Here is an 18,195-nt window from a genome sequence, read left to right on the forward strand (position 1 = left end):
AAATTTTCCTCAATATTATCAATACTTAGTTTTATCTTACTCGCAGTCAATAAAGCATTTTTTTCTCTCAATTCCGTTGCCGTCCGTTGCCTTCCACCTGCAGCCACAACGCTTTGGTTCATCTTAGATTAGCCCCATCGATCACCAGACACTTCGCCGCGCTGAATCGTGAGGCAATCCTGGCAAAAAATCGATGTTCTATACTTAATGAAGTGTCCCAGCAGCTGTTAAATCCCCGATGCCTTACGCCCATCCTGAGAAAATGTTTCTGAACTGATTTCGCAACTGCTCCCGCGCGTTAACGTCGCATCAGAGCAACTTCGATGAAAATGAATATTAGGGCGTGGTTCAGCCATTTCCGTTTCTTACCGCCTGTAGCTGAGCGACAGACGCTCCAGAGCAACGAACTGCCAGGCGAAAATAGCCTCAGAGCCGAGCTGTTTTCGACACCGCAGATGGCGCGTTTCGGACAAAAACTGGCGCGTTCCCATAAATTGTCTCCTGACAGGTTGCCTTACTCTCTTCTCAAACGACTGAGCGATAATGAGGCCGTCATTACGCAAAACTGCTATGTGCTCAATGCCGGAAAAAAGGCGAGCATTATGCCCGCTGGCGAGTGGCTGCTGGATAATTACTACCTCATTGAGGAGCAGATCCGTATCGTTCGCCAGCACCTGCCGAAAAACTTCGGTAAGGGGCTACCGGCACTGGCGTCGCCACACCCGTGTCCACGCATTTACGATATCGCGACCGAGGCCATCGCACACGGAGACGGACGCTGGGACACCGCCAGTCTGACCAGTTATATCACCGCTTATCAGCAAGTGGCGCCGCTCACGTTAGGCGAAATATGGGCTTTACCCGGTATGCTGCGACTGGCCCTGATTGAAAATCTACGCCGCGTCAGCATAGAGGTGGTAGAAGCCCAGCAGGAACGCAATCTGGCCGACACCTGGGTTACGCGAATCGTCGAGTGCGCCGAGAATGCCCCCGCCGACCTGATCATGGTGATTGCCGATCTGGCGCGCTCCCGCCCTCCGCTGAGCAGTGCATTTGTGGCCGAACTGGTACGCCGCCTGCAGGGGCGCGGCAATGTGCTGGCGCTGCCGCTGACCTGGATTGAGCAACGTCTTGCTGAGCAGGGCGTCACCGCCGATGCCCTCATTCATCGTTTCAACCAGCAGCTTGCCGCCAGCCAGCTTTCAGTAAGCAACAGTATCACCGGTTTGCGTTTACTGAGTGAAACCAACTGGGCCGATTTCGCTGAAGCCATGAGCGCGGTGGAACAGACGTTACGTCAGGACCCTGCCGGTATCTATCCCCTGATGCACTTTGATACCCGCGACCATTACCGCCATGTGATTGAAATTCTGGCCCGGGGCAGCCGCTTCAGCGAACCCGACGTCGCCCGACGCGTGCTCACGCTCTCCAGAGAATCCCCCCCTGACACACCGGGACGCCATATTGGCTATTTTTTGATGGGTGAAGGCCGGAAGCGTCTGGAAATACAGCTGTCAGCCGACACCTCGCGGTTCATCCGCCTGCGGCACAGTTTCAACCAGATCCCCCTGCTCTCCTGGCTTGGCAGCCTGAGCCTGTTGACGATGGCGGCGACAGCCGAAATAGTGCACGAAACGGCGCTGTCGGGGATGGGCTGGTTGCTGATACCGCTGGCAATACCGCTGATTGTGGCGATCAGCCAACTGGCAAGCGATCTGCTGAGTGAGGCGACCACCCGTTTTCGCTCACCGCGACCGCTACCGCGAATGGATTTTTCTGCCGGTATCCCGCAGGGTTCCGCGACCATGGTGGTGATCCCCTGTCTGCTGAACGATCGCGAAAGTATCAGCAAACTCATTACCCGTCTTGAGGTTTGCTGGCTTGGTAATCAGAGCGAACATCTCTGTTTCGCCCTGTTGACCGACTTCATTGATTCAGCGAATGAAAACTCGCCGGAAAACAGCGAACTGCTCGATCAGGCTCTCTCACAGATGCAGGATCTTAACCGTCGCTATCCGGCCAGCCGCCCCCGTTTTTATCTGCTCCATCGCGCACCTGAATGGAACCCGCCCCAGGGCGTATGGATGGGTTATGAACGCAAACGGGGCAAACTGGCGTTGCTCAACAGCTGGTTACGTCATCCTGACACACAGTTTTCCAGCGTGGCGGGGCTGCCTGCTGATCTGTTACCGGAGGCGATCCGGTATGTGATTACGCTGGACAGTGATACGGTTCTGCCCCGTGATACCGCGCATAAGCTGGTCGCGACGATGGCGCATCCGCTGAACCAGCCGGAATATGACCCCGCACGCCAGCGGGTGGTCAAAGGATATGGAATTTTACAGCCAGGGCTGGCGGAAGAGATGCCGCGTAACGGACAGGGTCGCTATGCCGCCATGTGCAGCAGCGTACCGGGCAACAACCCGTACTCGATGATGTCTTCCGATATCTATCAGGATCTCTTCGGAGAGGGGTCGTTTGTCGGGAAAGGAATTTACGATGTCGATATCTTTGTTCAGGCCACGAAAAATACCTGCCCTGAAAATCTGGTCCTTAGCCATGACTTACTGGAAGGGTGTTATGCCCGTTCGGGTCTGCTGAGCGAGATCTTACTTTACGAACAATACCCGAATAACTACCTTACCGACGTTGCACGGAGAACCCGCTGGATCCGCGGGGACTGGCAGTTACTTAACTGGCTTAAACTCCGCGTCAGAAAGGCGGATGGAACTCACGATAAAAACCCGTTATCCGCGCTTTCTTACTGGAAATTATTCGATAATCTGCGGCGCAGCCTGGTGGCGCCTTCGTTGCTGGCGCTTCTGTTTTGCACGCTGGTGTGGGTACCCAATCCATTTTACTGGCTGGGCGTCCTGGCGCTGGTATGGCTGCTACCCACGGCGATGGCCGTCACCCACGATCTCATCAGGAAACCCGCCCGCCGTCCCGTGGGGCAACATCTGCTGCTGGTTGCGACCGGCGCACTGAAGCGGCTTTCCCGCATCGGGCTGAACATTGTCACCTTACCGCATGAAGCCGGGTACTCTTTATACGCCATTGCCGTGACGCTGTGGCGGCTGGGGTTCAGTCAACGCAACCTCAGTCAGTGGGCCAGCTTCAGCCCGGACAGCGATCGGACGAAGACATCCCCCGTGCGCTTTTACCGGGCGATGTGGATGAATGTGGTCAGCGGTGTGGCGTTAACGGTGCTGACTGCGCAGGTTGCGCCGGGGTTCTCAGCGATCGCGTTGCCGGTCAGTATCGTGTGGTGCCTGACGCCACTGCTGCTGAGCTGGATGAGTCGCCCGCCAGTACGTAACGCATTTTCGCCCAATAAAGAGCAGAAACAGCTGTTACGGCAGACGAGCCGTGAGATCTGGGCCTTTTTTGAAACATTCACTACGGCAAATGAGAACTGGCTTACGCCTGACAACTATCAGGAAATACCGCAGCCGGTGATTGCCCACCGAACCTCCCCCACTAACATTGGTCTGTCGCTGATGGCCAACCTGACCGCGTGGGATTTGGGCTATTTGCCCATCGGTGAGGTGTTGCAGCGCATCACGCTCACCCTCGACGCGATGGATAAAATGGAGCACTTCCGCGGTCATTTGTACAACTGGTATGACACCCGCACCCTTGCGCCCCTCAACCCCCGTTATGTTTCAAGTGTCGACAGCGGCAATATGGCAGGCCATTTACTGACGCTACGCGAAGGGTTGTCTGCCCTGCGCAATCAGCCGGTCTTAAACAGCGAACAGGTACTGGCCGGACTGGACGACACGCTGAGCATCCTGGAAAAACACTGGGGGCAGAACGCGCCAACCGGGCTGCGACTGCTGCGCAAACATTGTCACAGCGCCGCCTCGTTGCCTCCGGCGCTGTTGTTTATCGAACTCAAAAAAATGCGCACTCAAAGCAACCATCTGACGGCGTTGTGTCATCACGAAGACCATCTTGTGCTGCGCTGGACTGAACACTTACAGCATCAACTGGTGCTGATCTGCCACGAATGGACGCATTTGCTGGGCTGGTTAACGCCAGAGTATGACGCGCAGGCCCTGCCGTCACTGAACTGGCTTGCTCAGGCAACATTTACCGGCGAAGGAACACCTCCGGCATCGACGATCGCGCTGGCACGCATGCGACTGAATATCATCACCGAGCTGGAACAGCGGCTGAATGAGCATGCACGCATGGATTTCACCTTCCTGTACAGCAACGTGACCAGCCTGCTCAGCATTGGCTACAACTGCGACAGTAATACGCTGGATAAGAGTCACTATGACCTGTTGCCCTCCGAAATTCGCCTGACCAGCTTTCTCGCCATCGCAACCAACCAGTTGCCGCTCAAAAGCTGGTACGCCCTGGGGCGGCTGTTCACCACCATTGAGAAAGAGACTGCGCTGATGTCCTGGAGCGGCTCAATGTTTGAATATCTGATGCCCAATCTGGTGATGCCCACCTGTCCCGGCAGCCTGCTTGACGACATGAACCAGTCGGCGGTGATGCGCCAGATTCACTGGGGAAAAGAGCGCGGGGTGCCGTGGGGCGTTTCAGAGTCTGGCTACCACGCGTTTGATGTTCAGCACAATTATCAGTATCAGGCATTTGGCGTTCCTGGCCTGGGTCTTCGCCGGGGGCTGGCCGACGATATGGTGGTCGCCCCTTACGCCACGCTACTGGCACTGATGGTTTCACCACAGAAAGCCTGTGAGAACCTGGCAAGGCTGGAGAAAATCGGCGCTCGCGGCGAATACGGCTTTTATGAAGCGCTGGACTATACGCCGTCACGCCTGGCAACCGGACAGCTGTATGCCGTGGTGCAGTCATGGATGGCGCACCATCAGGGCATGGCCTTTCAGGCTCTGGCTCACGTGTTGCTTAACGCCCCAATGGCCGACAGATTCATGTCGAGTACGGCGTTTCAGTCGGCGAGCCTGCTGTTGCAGGAGCGAGTGCCGGATGCGGTCGATCTCTACAGCCCGCGCCGCCATTTTGAGTCTCATGAAGGGAGAGTCAAACCGGTTCGCTACGAACCCCGCATTTTCACCCGTGTAGACAGTCTGGTTCCTGAAGTGCAGCTGTTATCCAATGGCCATTACCATCTGATGATGACGCCTGGCGGCGGCGGTTACAGCCGCTGGAACGATATCGCCCTCACCCGCTGGCACAGCGATACCACCCGCGATAACTGGGGGGCATTCTGCTATATCAGCGATACGCAAACGGGTGAAGTCTGGAGCAATACCTGGCAACCCACGGCAGATAACAACTGTCACGATGAAGTGATATTTACCGATGCGGGCGCGGAATTCAGACGCACGCTCGGCGCGATCAGCGTCAAAACGCAGATTGTGGTCTCGCCGGAAGATGATATTGAACTGCGGCGGGTAACGCTGCTGCATCATGGCCGTCACCCACGTCTCCTGGAACTGACGACCTACGCGGAAGTGGTACTGGCGCCTGCGGCCAGCGATCTGGCGCATCCGGCATTCAGCAATTTATTTATCCAGACTGAGCTTATCCCCGCCCAGAATGCCATCCTCTGTCACCGACGTCCGCGCTCTCCGGATGAACCAAATCCCTGGCTGTTTCACATGATGGTGGTGCATGGCGATACGCGGAAGAACGTCTCGTTTGAAACCGACAGAGCGAAATTTCTCGGTCGCGGCAGAAGCCCGGCAGAAGCTCTGACGGTCAGACAACACGGGCCGCTCAGCAACACGGCGGGATCCGTGCTGGATCCGGTACTGGCGATACGCCACGCCGTCACCCTGCAACCCGGACAACCCGGACAACCGGTGATTATTGATATCCTTTATGGTCTCAGCGAAAGCCGTCAGCAAAGCCTGGCGCTGCTGGAAAAATATCGCGATCACCCCATCGCCGATCGCGTCTTCGAACTGGCCTGGTCGCACAGTCTGGTGGTATTACGGCAGATTAATGCCAATGAAGACGATGCCGCGTTGTTTAATCGCCTTGCCAGCGCGATCCTTTACCCCTGCCAGGAACTGCGTGCCGACAGCCAGACAATCAGCCGTAACCGGCGCGGACAGTCGGGTCTGTGGGGCTGGGCGATTTCTGGCGATCTGCCCATTGTGCTTCTCAGTATCACCAGCGAGGAGAGCATGCCCTCCGTTACCACGCTGATTCAGGCGCACCGCTACTGGCGGCTAAAAGGGCTGGCGGCGGATTTAGTGATTCTGAATGACAGTCCAGGAGGTTATCAGCAGGCGCTGCAAAACCAGATTATGGATCTGATTTATGCCGGTTCTGAGGCCAGTCAACTGGATAAATCCGGCGGGATTTTTGTCCGTAATGGCGAGCATCTTTCCGCCGAAGACAAGCTGCTTTTGCTGAGTGTGGCGCACCTGTATCTGGATGACCGCGCAGGCGGGCTGAATGAACAGCTTGATCAGCGTATTCATCTCCCTAAAACATCGGTGCGGCCTTTTATTCCGCACGTTGGGCCGGGGATAAACCAGCATCTCCCCTGGACACCGGATACCGCTCAGCTGTTCCATTTCAACGGGCTTGGCGGTTTTTCTCAGGATGGTCGTGAATATCAGATTGTGCTCAGGGAAAACGAACCGACGCCCGCCCCCTGGTCAAACGTGCTGGCAAATGCCGGTTTCGGCAGCGTATTGTCGGAAGCAGGACAAGCCTATAGCTGGTATATGAATGCCCATGAATACCGGTTAACGCCGTGGGAAAATGACCCGGTCAGCGACCGCAGCGGCGAAGCCTTCTATTTGCGTGATGAAGAGAGCGGCGTGTGCTGGTCGCCGACCACGCTGCCGGTACGCGGCGAGGGGGATTATCTTACCCGCCACGGTTTCGGCTACAGCGTGTTCTCTCACCGTGAGCGCGGCATCGACAGCGAACTGACGGTGCTGGTTGCTGAACAGGCTCCGGTTAAACTGGCGATCCTGACGCTCAGTAACAACTCCGGGCGCACGCGCAGACTATCAGTTACAGGCTACGTGGAATGGACACTGGGTGAATCCCGGACACGTTCCGCGCTGCATGTTGTCACCCATGCGGCAAGCGTCGCCGGTGGATGCGCCGTGATGGCCAATAACTTTTATGGCGCCAGCGGTGCCGGACGCACTGCATTTTTTGCTGTTACCGGCGTGCATTGCTCGCTGACGGGCGATCGCCGCGAGTTTCTCGGTCGTCAGGGTTCACTGCAAAAACCGGCGGCATTAAGCCTGCGCAGGCTGTCTGATAAAACAGGCGCCGGTCTTGACCCCTGCGGCGCAGTGCAGTCTGCGACCACACTTATCGATGGCGATCAACGGACGTTTATTTTTGTGCTCGGCGTTGGCGAAGATCAGGCTCAGGCCCAGGCAACACTCACCCGCTATCTCAACGAAGAGGCCGCGCGCGAAGAGCTGAACAAGGTTCATCGCTACTGGCACCACATGCTCGATAAAATGGTGATCAACACGCCGGACAGTACCGTTAATTTACTGGTGAACGGCTGGCTGCTGTACCAGACGATGGCCTGTCGCCTGATGGCGCGCAGCGGCTACTATCAGTCCGGCGGCGCGTTTGGTTTTCGCGATCAATTGCAGGATACGCTGGCGTTGAGTCACACCGCGCCGCAACGGCTGCGCGAGCAGATTGTCCTCTGTGCGTCACGGCAGTTCACTGAAGGCGATGTCCAGCACTGGTGGCACCCGCCTCAGGGCAGTGGCGTGCGCACACGTTGTTCGGACGACTATCTCTGGCTGCCGCTGGCCGTCTGTCACTACGTGGCAACAACCGGAGATGCAGAGGTACTGGAGCAGCCCATACCTTATCTGGAAGGTCGCCTGCTCCAGCCGGGCGAAGAGTCCGTTTACGACACGCCGGTAACCAGCGCCATCGAAGAGACGCTCTGGTTGCACTGCGTGAAAGCGATTCGGCATGGGCTACAGTTTGGGCAGCATGGCCTGCCGCTCATCGGGGCGGGCGACTGGAATGACGGGATGAACCGGGTCGGCATTGAAGGTAAAGGTGAAAGCGTCTGGCTGGGGTTCTTCCTGTATGACATTTTACAGCGCTTTGCCGATCTTGCCGAACAGCGTCAGGACGCCAGTATTGCTTTGCTGTGTCGCACGCAGGCCGTGCAATTACAGAAAAACCTCGATGCCTCTGGCTGGGACGGTGAATGGTACCGACGCGGATATTTTGATGGCGGCGAACCTCTGGGCTCCAGGCTTTCGCAGGATTGTCAGATTGATGCCATCGCGCAAAGCTGGTCCGTACTCTCCGGTGCCGGAAGTCCGGAACGCAGCGCCCGAGCCATGCAGTCGCTGGATGAACGTCTGGTAGACCGCGATGCTGGCCTGATCAAACTGCTGGCACCACCGTTCGATGGTCACGGACCGAATCCGGGTTACATTCAGGGATATCTGCCTGGCGTGCGGGAAAACGGTGGGCAGTATACGCATGGCGCAATCTGGGCAATCATGGCGTTTGCCCGGATGGGCAAAACCGCACGCGCCTGGCAGTTGTGGTCGATGATCAATCCGATAAACCATGCGCGAAATGCCAGCGAAGTAGAAATATATAAAGCGGAGCCTTACGTCATGAGTGCGGATGTTTACAGCGTCGCGCCGCATACCGGACGTGCCGGCTGGAGTTGGTATACCGGATCTTCTGGCTGGGCATACCGACTGCTGACTGAGGAGCTACTGGGAATTAAACGTTACAAAGACACCTTCACTGTTCACGCTCAGTTGCCTGATGAATGGCCGTCACTCAGCCTGATGTACCAGCATGGTCACAGTTGGTATCACATCACCATTTCGCGCGGCAGCGAGGAATATCGGGTCACACTGGATAGCAACACACTGCCAGATGATAAAATCCCGCTGCTGGATGACGGGCAAAACCATACGGTTGATATCCTGCAAAAGTGATGCCGTCGAAAAATGCGCATTAACGTCTGCCGTTAATGCGTTGATTATCTCTGAGAACATCTATCGCGGTCTGCATCGCCACTTTATCATCCCTTCTTTTTTGCTTTCCCTGCATGACCTGAAGGTACTCAAGCAGCGTCCGGGTGTTAATTGGCCGGCCCTGTTTACCAACAGCCAGCACGGCTTCGCCAAGGATAATTTTCACTGGCGGCAATTGTGCCGGGTACCAGTCAAGAGTGTCTTCTGATTTCATTATAAATTTCTCATGGAAGGGCATTATATCACAATATCCAGTCTTACTCTCTGACGCATTCCCCAGACACAGAACCAAACACATATAAGCTCAATATTATTAAATATAGGCGTATACTTAATTATTAAACTTCTGGAGTGTTAATTTATGTCTTATACAAGTGGCTTGCGAAAATTTAAAGAAAGACCTGTGCATGTAACCTGCCCTGCCTGTAACCACACGGCAGACCAAAAAGCAGGTAAACTGCGAAAAGATGCGGTGCTGGAATGTCCTTCATGCGGGCTGTTATTTCTACCATCAGAATGCTGGTGCATTGGCGGCTAGCCAGCAGTTCCCTCTTCGAAAGAAAACGAAACAGGAAAATAACCACATATCAATGTGATACTGTGATAAAGGTGAATCTCATGAAAAACAAGAAAGCTGTTTTTATTGAAGGGCATATCATTGCAAACCGACTTTTTGGAGATGCAAGGCCCCCCTTTTGTATCCACAGGGTTATGTTCAGCAACGGAAAATATGCGATCGTTCGGGCTGCGTCCGGGATATGCTTCAGTCCCGGAGACGTTATTCAACGAAACGATTGCGAATGGTTTTTCAACGATGAAAAAACTCGCCTGCTCTCCTTCGAATATCTCGAAGAAAACGAATCACAGAGGCAACTGCTTGAATATTAATAATGTATTACTGAATTTATGAACAGATAAAAAATCACTGATGCAAATACGGAAATTAGAATACAGGATGACGTTCCTGTTGCTGTTTATTGACTATTTTATCTTTTCATTTCAAACGAAGGGACGCGGTCTTATTTAATACATATCGCTAAAGACTAATTTTCCTTATGCATTACAACGTTCAATGACATTAAGGAGAAGTTGTGCCACAGGTCTGTACTAACGCTTTACTTCATCGTGCGAGACTGTTGCGCACATCGAAGTACCGAGAAAATTCCGTTTAGAAATGCAGAGTTGGTACATAAAATGGTCAGCAAAAAAGTGCGCTCCCAAGGGTTCTGATAGATAAATCATAAACATACTCATCTACTGTACAACTTTAGGCCATCAACTCGGATGCCCCCCATTTTTTCTTCATCAGGCGCATTGACTTCTCGCTCGGCTTACTCCCCTTCGATTAAGTCCACTTTGCTGTACTTTGTTTGTTGATTATGTCCTTTCTGAAATATAATCAGAGGTTGATAAACACAGAAATGAAGCAGGTAGCTGATGGAAATTGATCTCGATAATCTGGTCTTTAACGGGCTGGAAGAAGCGGAAGAGCGTAATGCAGAGCGTCTTGATGATGCAGACAAAAAAGCGCAAGCGATTGTGGCCGATGATGACTGCGGCGACGCCTGCAAAATCTAATGGTTAAACCGGCTACGCGCCGGTTTTTTAATGTCATTTCTTCCCTCTTGCCCTATTGAGACTTCCCCGCAGATAGCAGACAATTCAGCCTTATGGCTGGAGAATGACCATGTCTTTGAAAATCAGCGTGCTACTTGAAAATCATCTGGCAAAAGAAAGCCACAATTCCTCTCCATTGATATCCAAACCCGGCCTCAGTTTGCTCATTGAAGACGGTCAGGACAGACTACTGTTCGATACCGGTCCCGATGATAGCTTTCTGAAAAATGCCCTGAACATGGGGATTGATCTCAACACCCTGACGGCAGCTCTCCTTTCCCATGGACACTATGACCATTGTGGTGGCGTACCGTGGCTCCCGGAAAAGACGCGGATCATCTGCCATCCTGCCATCAGTCAACCACGTTTTGCCGCGCTCACATTTGCCGGGATAAAAGCAAAATTCAAAAAGTTGTCAGTCGACGTTGATTATTCACGCTTTATACAGGAACCGACATCAACACCGGTGGACATCAGCCCACGTTTCATGTGGTCAGGCGAGATCTCAACCCCTTCTCCAAAAGCCTATGGCGTACTTGGCGATCCTGCTCGGTCCACAGATTACATTCAGGATGAGGGGGTGTTGATCTATAAATCGACACAGGGACTGGTGATCATCACTGGCTGCGGTCATAAGGGGATTATCAACATTGTACGTCACTGCCAAAAAATCACCGGCATCACGCGTATCCATGCCATTGTCGGCGGGCTGCATCTGCGTAGTGCGTCGCCGTGGACTTTATGGAAAATCAGACGTTTTCTCCGCAAGGAAAACCCAACGTATATTTTCGCCTGCCATTGCACGGGTTGGTGGGGAAAATTGTGGCTGCCTTCGCTGCACAGCCCTGCGACGGGGGAAGTGGTCGTCATTCCGGAATAAGAGACATCGCGGCGCGTTGAGCGGGCAATAGTCGACCTGTATTGAGACTCCAGACTGACTCAGCACGCCACAAACTGGTGGTGTTCATTGAGCCGGTATTTCACCCCAGCCTGAATATTGTCCTCCCCTTCAATGGCAACGGCAAAGCGTGTGCGAACCCCATCGTGATAGGCCAACGCGGCGCACCCTCCGGGTCCAAGAATGATGGAATCCACATGCCCGACGCTGGCGATAACGGCATGTTCGCCACTGGCAACTATATGAACGTTATCACCGCTATTGGCTATTTTAGGCTGTTCACCAAAACAGGTTATGTGTGACAGATCGCCCGCGCTGGCGATATTACTTCTGCTGCCGAGGGTACTGACTCGCACACGCATTCCCGTATTGGCGATACGCGTGCTATTTCCGGCGCTGCTAACGCGGGTTGAATTCCCCGCCACCACCACACGGGCACGATCGCCTGAACTGCCAATGTGGGCGTTATATCCCACACTGCCAATACGCACGCCATAACCCGCACTGGCAATCTGTGTGGCATAACCGGCACTGCTCAGCCAACCATTGTCCCCTGTGCTGCCGATATAACTGTGGGTCCCTGCGCTGGCCACTTTCACATTGTCTCCGGCACAGCCTAACCGCACGTTATCGCCCGCACTGCAGATCTGCGCGCTATTCTCCGCATTCGCCAGCTGTTCTTTATCTTTAACCGTGGACAATTTACTGAAACAGGGGGCAACGCTTTCCGCATCATGAGGAAAAATGGCATTCGGCGGAGTCAGTGCATTCGCCAAAAAATCCATGGTACGAATATCCTGACGCACAAAGCTCTCTTCACTCAGCCACTTTGTCCACGCATATTCCACCAGACTGTTTGCCCAATCCGCATAGCCTTCGAACTGGAGCGTGCGATGCACGTCTGCGTAACTCCCCCCATCAGGAAAATGGCGAATAAACCATCGATACATTACGGGCCCGACACGCCAGGCCCGCAAATCCTTACGCGTAATAACCATCGATCAATGCCGGTGATAGCCATCTACCATGCACTTGAAGGTTTCGCCCGGCGTGCGACCTGTTGTGCATAAATAGAGGTGACCAAAAATGAAAAACAGACTGACTATGGATAACGCAAAATGCGCCTGCAACAGCCAGTAACGAACGCCCGGGAACAGATCGCCGACGGCCTGAGGGTAAAGCGACAATAAGCCGGTTATCAACAGCAGCGGCAGTAATCCATACATGACGCCGACATAGGCAGCCTGCTGCAGCGGGTTAAACTTCGAACGCACACTTGCCGGAAACGGGTGAGATTCCCCCTGCATAATGCCGAACAGATAGAAACGCGTCTGCCGAAGTGCACGGCTTACCCACCCCTGGCGCTGAATAATGTAATGATGACCATTACCCCCCGCCAGGTTGATCAACACAAATCCAATCCAGCATATCAGCAGCAGGAAGCCACAGACTTCATGCACCGCCAACAGACTTTTGATCGCCGATGGGCTGGCGAGAGTGAAATGATTAATCAGGCCGCTGACCAACAGCAACAGAAATAACAACGCATTAGACCAATGCCATAGCCTGACCGCTTTTGAGTACAAATAGACTTTCTCCCCGTGACTCGCCGCCTTCTGATTCACAGATCGAAAACGTAAAATGGCGTGCAGCGCCAGCACTAGCCCCATCGCCACCAGCATCAAACCGGCAATCACCAACCAGACAGGCCAGTATTCCGCTGAAAACAGGGGGACATAGTGGGCGAGCTGCATGTGAAACTGTTCGGCACTCTGCGACGCGTTCATACATTTTCCTTTTTAATCAAATGTTGACCGAACCGGCGATACAGATGGGGTTTGCCTGCGCCTGGAAGCTGATGCTCGTAGTATTTGTTTTCCCGAAGCCATGCCTGAATTTCTGGACTGTCTTCACGCCCAAAAATCAGCGCGTGCTCTGGACAGGCACTGACACAAATGGGAGGAAAGCCTTTCGCCAGACGGCTTTCAGCGCAGAAATCGCATTTATCTGCCACTTTGGTCTGTGGGTTGAGATAACGAACCTGATACGGGCATGCGCCGATACAGTAACTGCATCCAATGCAGCGGGATGTATCAACTCGCACAATACCGTTTTCGTCTCGCCAGGAGGCCCCGGTCGGACAAACGTCAATACAGGGCGCATTCTCGCAGTGCTGACAAGACTGACGAAAATAGTGATACAAAGTTTCATTTTCGTTATCAGACACCGGGATATGCGCGATCGACAAACGGCTCCCCTGCGGGGGGACATGGTTCGTTTTACGGCAAGCGCGTGCGCATAAATTACAGCCATTACACAGTGATTCGTCGTGAATCATGGCGTAGCGCACGTCTTTGGTCTGTTTCGTGCCGGCTACTACCTTTTGACCGGGGCCGGTGAAAAAGATCACTGTCCCCATGCCAATTACAAATTTTCGTCGAGTGAAGGACATCGGGTTATCCTCTAATGCTGTGACAGAGACAGTCCACACATTCCATGACATCTACCTGAAAAATCAGGGGTTCTGATACTGCTCAACCTCAAGCCATTCACATAAGCCATAGGCTTTTCCGTAGCTCATAAAACGCTCGCTAAACAGATAAGGCTCTGCGTTTGATGACTCCACGCGGCGTATATCCGCATAGTCCGGATGAACGTCCATCGTTGCCAGCGCCGCCTCTATCTCTTGCGGTTCAAAGCGGTACGGCGGTTGTTCAAGCATGGCGACTTTGTAAGGTCGGGGATACGTGCGGCAATCAAAACGCACCGCCTCGGCAACCGCACGGCAGATATCCCTTTCCACCACCTGCACACACATGTCGGCATAGTTTTCGGTCATCGTCTGCGTGCTGTAGTAGTACTCATCCTGGCTACCTTTCACACAGGTAATATCCGTCCCCCTATCGCCCTGGCGCAGACTTTCCAGCAGAGGATCGAGATCCTCTTCGGTCAACAAATAGGGCGGCAGCGTAAACAGACTACGCGCCACCAGGTTTCCCGATGCCGAATGCTGGCGGATAAAATCCGCCACAATCTCTACTGGATTCGCCGCTTCCGCCGGTGTATCGCCTTGCTCTTCCTGAGGACGTAACGCATGAAACCACTGGCGTTTCTCGACGTCGATCTCTGGAGCATCCTGGGCTGAAACGCTATCTACATGGCTCATCACGCGTTCCTTTCTACGCAGGCAACAGATTCTGTGCGGCCAGATCGGCTGCAACGTCTTCAAGCCCGAGTCGATTCAGGGTTTCGCGGGTCGGGCATCCCAACTCAGGATCCCAGCCCATCTCCTTATAGAACAGCGTCAAAGAAAGGCGCATATCTTCGCGATCCATTTTGTCTGTCCCTTCGGTGAAGACGGGGATTTTCGGATCTTTGTCGAACACCCAGGAACAGATGAGATCGTGTTCATTACGCATATCTTTGGTTTGCATCAGCTTGACCGTGTAAGCACGGTGCAGCGTAAAGATGCGCTCAGCAGCGAGATCCAGACTGGCCTGGGTCGTTTCATCGCCGGTTACGGCCTGAAAGAACTTAGCCTCCAGGTCCAGATCGCCGCGATAATTACGACTTTTGAGCGGCGATACCGTCATTGGCCAAACCCAGTTACACAGCGTGACCGCGTTATGCAGACAGACTTTGAGCAGCGTCCATTTGGCGTATTTGATTTTGGCCGCATTGATCGGCGTGTAATTTTTGGTTTCGTCGTAGGCGTCTTCGGAACCAAACAACTCGCCCGCCACTTCCCGTTGCAATTTCAGCGGTAAACCGGAACCAATGAAGTTGATGTGGGTGTGCGTCATACAGTCGCGATTAAACATGCAGTTGGTAATCGCCCCAACTTGGGCTGAAGCTTCGTTGGCGTGATGCACAGGAAAGCCAAACGGCGACCAGAGTTTGTTTTTATCGTAAGCCCAGTATTCTTCACCCAGATTCCAGCGCTCAGCGATGGCATAAGAACCATCCGCAAGATGGCTAAGTTCACCGACGCGGTGCGCCAGTCGGTAATAGAAATCTTTGATGAAGTTAGGATCGCCTGCTTCTAACTGGTCCCAACGAATTTCGGCGAACTCGTCGGCAGGAAGAACGCGCTTGAAGACCCCTTTGCTGTAACAATAAGTGAAATCCCGGTGCAATTGCCCGTAGTTGCACCAGATACCGTAATCGTCAAACAGGTTTAAACCGATCAGATTACCAATGACGCGCCCGTCATCTTTGTCGTCAAAGTCTTTCGGGCCGTGCGGAAAGATCGTGGTGTGGACAAAGTTCGCCACGCAGGTGTTCCCCCCAGTACTTGGCACACCGAAATCTTTTACCCGGGGAACGTTGAGCTGGGTCATACAGCGAATCGGACACGAGTGGCATCCGCTCATTTTCACCGTGTATTTTTCGGCAGCGGGTCCGAGATCAAAAACCGACTTACAGGTACGAAAACCGACGGTGTTCTGGTTACCCGGTGGTATTTCACCCGTCTCAATGGGACCGCCTTCCGCCGCCCCCCAATACAATCCTTTGCGCGCATTCCAGCGTGAAGCCGGAGAGGAATATTCTGCCCACGCCTGCGGTGTACTGGGCACTACATGGTTGTTATTGGAACCAATCAGCTCGGTCATCATATAGTCATTGAGCCGTTTCATCTCTTTGCGATCGGCAATATTGACCCCTTTGGTGCCCTCAACCGCAATCGCTTTCAGGTTTTTCGACCCCATCACCGCCCCGGTTCCCGCCCCGCCACTGTGGTTGCGGCTGTTGAGCATACAGGAGAGCGGAACAAGGTTTTCACCGGCCTGACCGATAGCCGTCACGCAGGTTTCAGGACTGGTCATCCGACAGATCTCTTCCGTCGTGGCTCGCGTCCCTTTGCCCCAGAGAAAGTCGGCTTTTTCCAGACTGACTTTGTCGTCTTTAATGTTAAGCCAGACGGGCGATGCCGCCTTACCTTCAATAATAATGGCGTCATAGCCCGCAAATTTCATTTGGGCGGCAAAAAAGCCTCCCATATGCGCATCTACGACTAAATTACCTTTGGTAAACGTGGAAAGTGAGGTGATATTGACGCGAGAACTGCATGGCGCTCCTGACCCTGTCAACGGGCCGGTGGCGAATACCAGTTTATTACCTTCATCAAAAGGTTTTGTGCCTGGCGGGACTTCGTCATACATGATTTTATAACCAAAGCCCATTCCGCCGACGAATTTTTTAAATTTGCTGGAATCTTCAAGAGTTATTTCACCCGTACTGAGATTGACCCGCAAAATATTACCAGTCCAACCGTTAGCCATAATTTTTTCCTTTGCAAGATGATTTAATGGCGTGATTATCGCTCACCGTCATCTCGCATTTTTTGCAAAACTGGATTCATTAAGGGAGGATGACGCATCGCGTTTCCACCTGAGATCAATCAAACAGTAATTTCTTTCCACTCAATGATTTTTAATGCTCCGGTCGGGCAAGCATTGGCGCATTCGCCGCATAAAACACACTTTGAGGATTTTTTGGTTTCGGTGTTTACGGTGGCCATCATCCAGGGACAAGCGGTCGTACATGCGCTGCAACCAATGCACCGCTTATGATCAACGACAATACAGCCCTCTTCCTGTTGCCAGGTGATGGCGCCGATGGGACACACCTTCATACATTGCGGGTCTTTGCACTGACGGCAGGTATCAGGGGTATAGTTCAAATCACCGTACAAGCCGCCGCCGGAGCCGACGCCAGCATCGCCAAAGAAGTAATTACGATGGATCTTAATGCGGGAAAAGAACGTTCCCACCGCGCCATCGTTATAATTGGTACAGGAAATCTCGCAACGATGACATCCCGTACAGCGAGCGCGCTGGGTGACCAGAACGCCTTTCGGCGTATTAATCAGTCCTACTGTGCCACTGTCTATATCTTCCTGCTTGCAGCCAAAGAGTGACAACAACGCAGGCGCAATCGTTAATCCCGCCAGCCCTTTTCCTGATATACGCAAAAATTCAAGCCGCGTTAAACCGAAATCTAAAAGTGGACGATCAACCTGGTTCATTTATTTTGCATCCTCTTTGCAAACGCAGTGCTGACAACATCTCCCAGGCCAATTGTAATTATGCAAAAACAGAGCCTCTAATGTTGCCTCCAACACCTGGTGTTTTCGCCTTAACCGGATCTTGTAAAAGAGGATTAAATGCCAACGAACTAATCCTTTAGGGTTAGGCATAAAGATAATGTGGTTATTCAGCAGGTATAACTTTGATCGTCATCAATTAAAAAACGGAAGGGAAATATTAAATGCGAAGTGATATTTATTATCATTAAATGAGTGGGTGATATTTATTCAATTCTATTTCATATGTTTGTGACAAGTCTCGCAGATATAATAATACGCCGCCTTCGATATATAAATAATCATACAGCGATTATTTCTGTTAATGAAAGAAATAGTATTTTCATATGGAAATAGTAACCCAAATATAAAGAATCAGAGATGGCGAAAGATATCGCCCATCTCCTTATCCGATTAACCTGTTAATGCCCTGATGACCGTTTCCATCGCCTGTTTTTCCAGCTCGCTACGCACGATACGCTGATTCGCTAACGCCGTTCTTAACACGCCAGCAATCACGACGTGTTTCGGTTCTTGCCCCAGATCGCGCATTTCCAGCACCACTTTGCCTACTACCCTGCACATTTCCCGGTACAGTTCGTCTTCTTTGCCTGGTTTTCCCATCATGTTTCACTCGTTGCCAG

At 52.9% G+C, this 18,195-nt stretch carries 13 protein-coding genes; 5 read left to right on the plus strand and 8 right to left on the minus strand.

Annotated features, from left to right (window positions below; genetic code table 11):
- The first annotated feature begins 323 nt into the window (after positions 1 to 323).
- Positions 324 to 8,912: a glycoside hydrolase family 94 protein gene (locus tag AC07NP_RS05535; protein ID WP_494659815.1), complete on the plus strand. Its 8,589-nt coding sequence runs from the start codon at positions 324 to 326 to the stop codon at positions 8,910 to 8,912.
- 19 nt (positions 8,913 to 8,931) lie between these two features.
- Here AC07NP_RS05535 and AC07NP_RS05540 read toward each other — a convergent pair whose 3' ends face one another.
- Entirely contained in the window at positions 8,932 to 9,165 is a 234-nt protein-coding gene (locus AC07NP_RS05540; RefSeq protein ID WP_007374831.1) for a hypothetical protein, read from the minus strand.
- 147 nt (positions 9,166 to 9,312) lie between these two features.
- On the opposite strand from AC07NP_RS05540, the gene AC07NP_RS05545 reads away from it, so the two are divergent.
- The 4 genes from AC07NP_RS05545 to AC07NP_RS05560 all read left to right on the plus strand — a co-directional run bounded on the left by AC07NP_RS05545 (position 9,313) and on the right by AC07NP_RS05560 (position 11,448).
- A complete protein-coding gene (locus AC07NP_RS05545; protein WP_238929141.1) occupies positions 9,313 to 9,489 on the plus strand; it encodes a YnfU family zinc-binding protein in 177 nt (58 codons plus the stop codon).
- A gap of 80 nt (positions 9,490 to 9,569) precedes the next feature.
- Complete coding sequence (locus AC07NP_RS05550) at positions 9,570 to 9,839, plus strand: hypothetical protein (RefSeq protein WP_494659816.1); 270 nt, start codon at positions 9,570 to 9,572, stop codon at positions 9,837 to 9,839.
- 549 nt (positions 9,840 to 10,388) lie between these two features.
- Positions 10,389 to 10,529 carry a hypothetical protein gene (locus AC07NP_RS05555; RefSeq protein ID WP_101737839.1) on the plus strand — a complete coding sequence of 47 codons (141 nt, stop codon included), beginning with the start codon at positions 10,389 to 10,391 and terminating at the stop codon, positions 10,527 to 10,529.
- A 109-nt stretch (positions 10,530 to 10,638) separates the two neighbouring features.
- Positions 10,639 to 11,448 (plus strand): MBL fold metallo-hydrolase, encoded by an 810-nt coding sequence (locus tag AC07NP_RS05560; protein WP_494659817.1) that lies wholly within the window; start codon positions 10,639 to 10,641, stop codon positions 11,446 to 11,448.
- Positions 11,449 to 11,507: 59 nt separating this feature from the next.
- Here AC07NP_RS05560 and AC07NP_RS05565 read toward each other — a convergent pair whose 3' ends face one another.
- From AC07NP_RS05565 to fumD, 7 genes are all read right to left on the minus strand, one after another.
- A complete protein-coding gene (locus AC07NP_RS05565) occupies positions 11,508 to 12,464 on the minus strand; it encodes a YdhT family protein (protein WP_494659818.1) in 957 nt (318 codons plus the stop codon).
- A gap of 3 nt (positions 12,465 to 12,467) precedes the next feature.
- Positions 12,468 to 13,253 carry a thiosulfate reductase cytochrome B subunit gene (gene phsC / locus AC07NP_RS05570; protein ID WP_494659819.1) on the minus strand — a complete coding sequence of 262 codons (786 nt, stop codon included), beginning with the start codon at positions 13,251 to 13,253 and terminating at the stop codon, positions 12,468 to 12,470.
- On the minus strand, positions 13,250 to 13,918 hold the full coding sequence (locus AC07NP_RS05575; protein ID WP_192612081.1) for a 4Fe-4S dicluster domain-containing protein: 669 nt from the start codon (positions 13,916 to 13,918) through the stop codon (positions 13,250 to 13,252). Before AC07NP_RS05575 ends, phsC begins: the two co-directional genes overlap by 4 nt.
- Positions 13,919 to 13,981: 63 nt before the next feature.
- On the minus strand, positions 13,982 to 14,632 hold the full coding sequence (locus AC07NP_RS05580; RefSeq protein WP_494659820.1) for a YdhW family putative oxidoreductase system protein: 651 nt from the start codon (positions 14,630 to 14,632) through the stop codon (positions 13,982 to 13,984).
- Between the two features lie 13 nt (positions 14,633 to 14,645).
- Complete coding sequence (locus AC07NP_RS05585) at positions 14,646 to 16,748, minus strand: aldehyde ferredoxin oxidoreductase (protein WP_494659821.1); 2,103 nt, start codon at positions 16,746 to 16,748, stop codon at positions 14,646 to 14,648.
- A 119-nt stretch (positions 16,749 to 16,867) separates the two neighbouring features.
- A complete protein-coding gene (locus tag AC07NP_RS05590) occupies positions 16,868 to 17,494 on the minus strand; it encodes a ferredoxin-like protein (protein ID WP_192612078.1) in 627 nt (208 codons plus the stop codon).
- Positions 17,495 to 17,965: 471 nt separating this feature from the next.
- Entirely contained in the window at positions 17,966 to 18,175 is a 210-nt protein-coding gene (gene fumD, locus AC07NP_RS05595; RefSeq protein ID WP_494659983.1) for a fumarate hydratase FumD, read from the minus strand.
- Positions 18,176 to 18,195: the final 20 nt, after the last annotated feature.

It is taken from the genome of Citrobacter sp. GW821-FHT07H02 (assembly GCF_059418505.1).

Bases quoted from the DNA above. Each gene is read 5' to 3' on its own strand.
- fumD (WP_494659983.1), bottom strand. From the start codon at position 18,175: ATGGGAAAACCAGGCAAAGAAGACGAACTGTACCGGGAAATGTGCAGG.
- AC07NP_RS05575 (WP_192612081.1), bottom strand. From the start codon at position 13,918: ATGTCCTTCACTCGACGAAAATTTGTAATTGGCATGGGGACAGTGATC.
- AC07NP_RS05550 (WP_494659816.1), top strand. From the start codon at position 9,570: ATGAAAAACAAGAAAGCTGTTTTTATTGAAGGGCATATCATTGCAAAC.
- AC07NP_RS05580 (WP_494659820.1), bottom strand. From the start codon at position 14,632: ATGAGCCATGTAGATAGCGTTTCAGCCCAGGATGCTCCAGAGATCGAC.
- AC07NP_RS05560 (WP_494659817.1), top strand. From the start codon at position 10,639: ATGTCTTTGAAAATCAGCGTGCTACTTGAAAATCATCTGGCAAAAGAA.
- phsC (WP_494659819.1), bottom strand. From the start codon at position 13,253: ATGAACGCGTCGCAGAGTGCCGAACAGTTTCACATGCAGCTCGCCCAC.
- AC07NP_RS05585 (WP_494659821.1), bottom strand. From the start codon at position 16,748: ATGGCTAACGGTTGGACTGGTAATATTTTGCGGGTCAATCTCAGTACG.
- AC07NP_RS05540 (WP_007374831.1), bottom strand. From the start codon at position 9,165: ATGAAATCAGAAGACACTCTTGACTGGTACCCGGCACAATTGCCGCCA.
- AC07NP_RS05555 (WP_101737839.1), top strand. From the start codon at position 10,389: ATGGAAATTGATCTCGATAATCTGGTCTTTAACGGGCTGGAAGAAGCG.
- AC07NP_RS05535 (WP_494659815.1), top strand. From the start codon at position 324: ATGAAAATGAATATTAGGGCGTGGTTCAGCCATTTCCGTTTCTTACCG.
- AC07NP_RS05545 (WP_238929141.1), top strand. From the start codon at position 9,313: ATGTCTTATACAAGTGGCTTGCGAAAATTTAAAGAAAGACCTGTGCAT.
- AC07NP_RS05565 (WP_494659818.1), bottom strand. From the start codon at position 12,464: ATGGTTATTACGCGTAAGGATTTGCGGGCCTGGCGTGTCGGGCCCGTA.
- AC07NP_RS05590 (WP_192612078.1), bottom strand. From the start codon at position 17,494: ATGAACCAGGTTGATCGTCCACTTTTAGATTTCGGTTTAACGCGGCTT.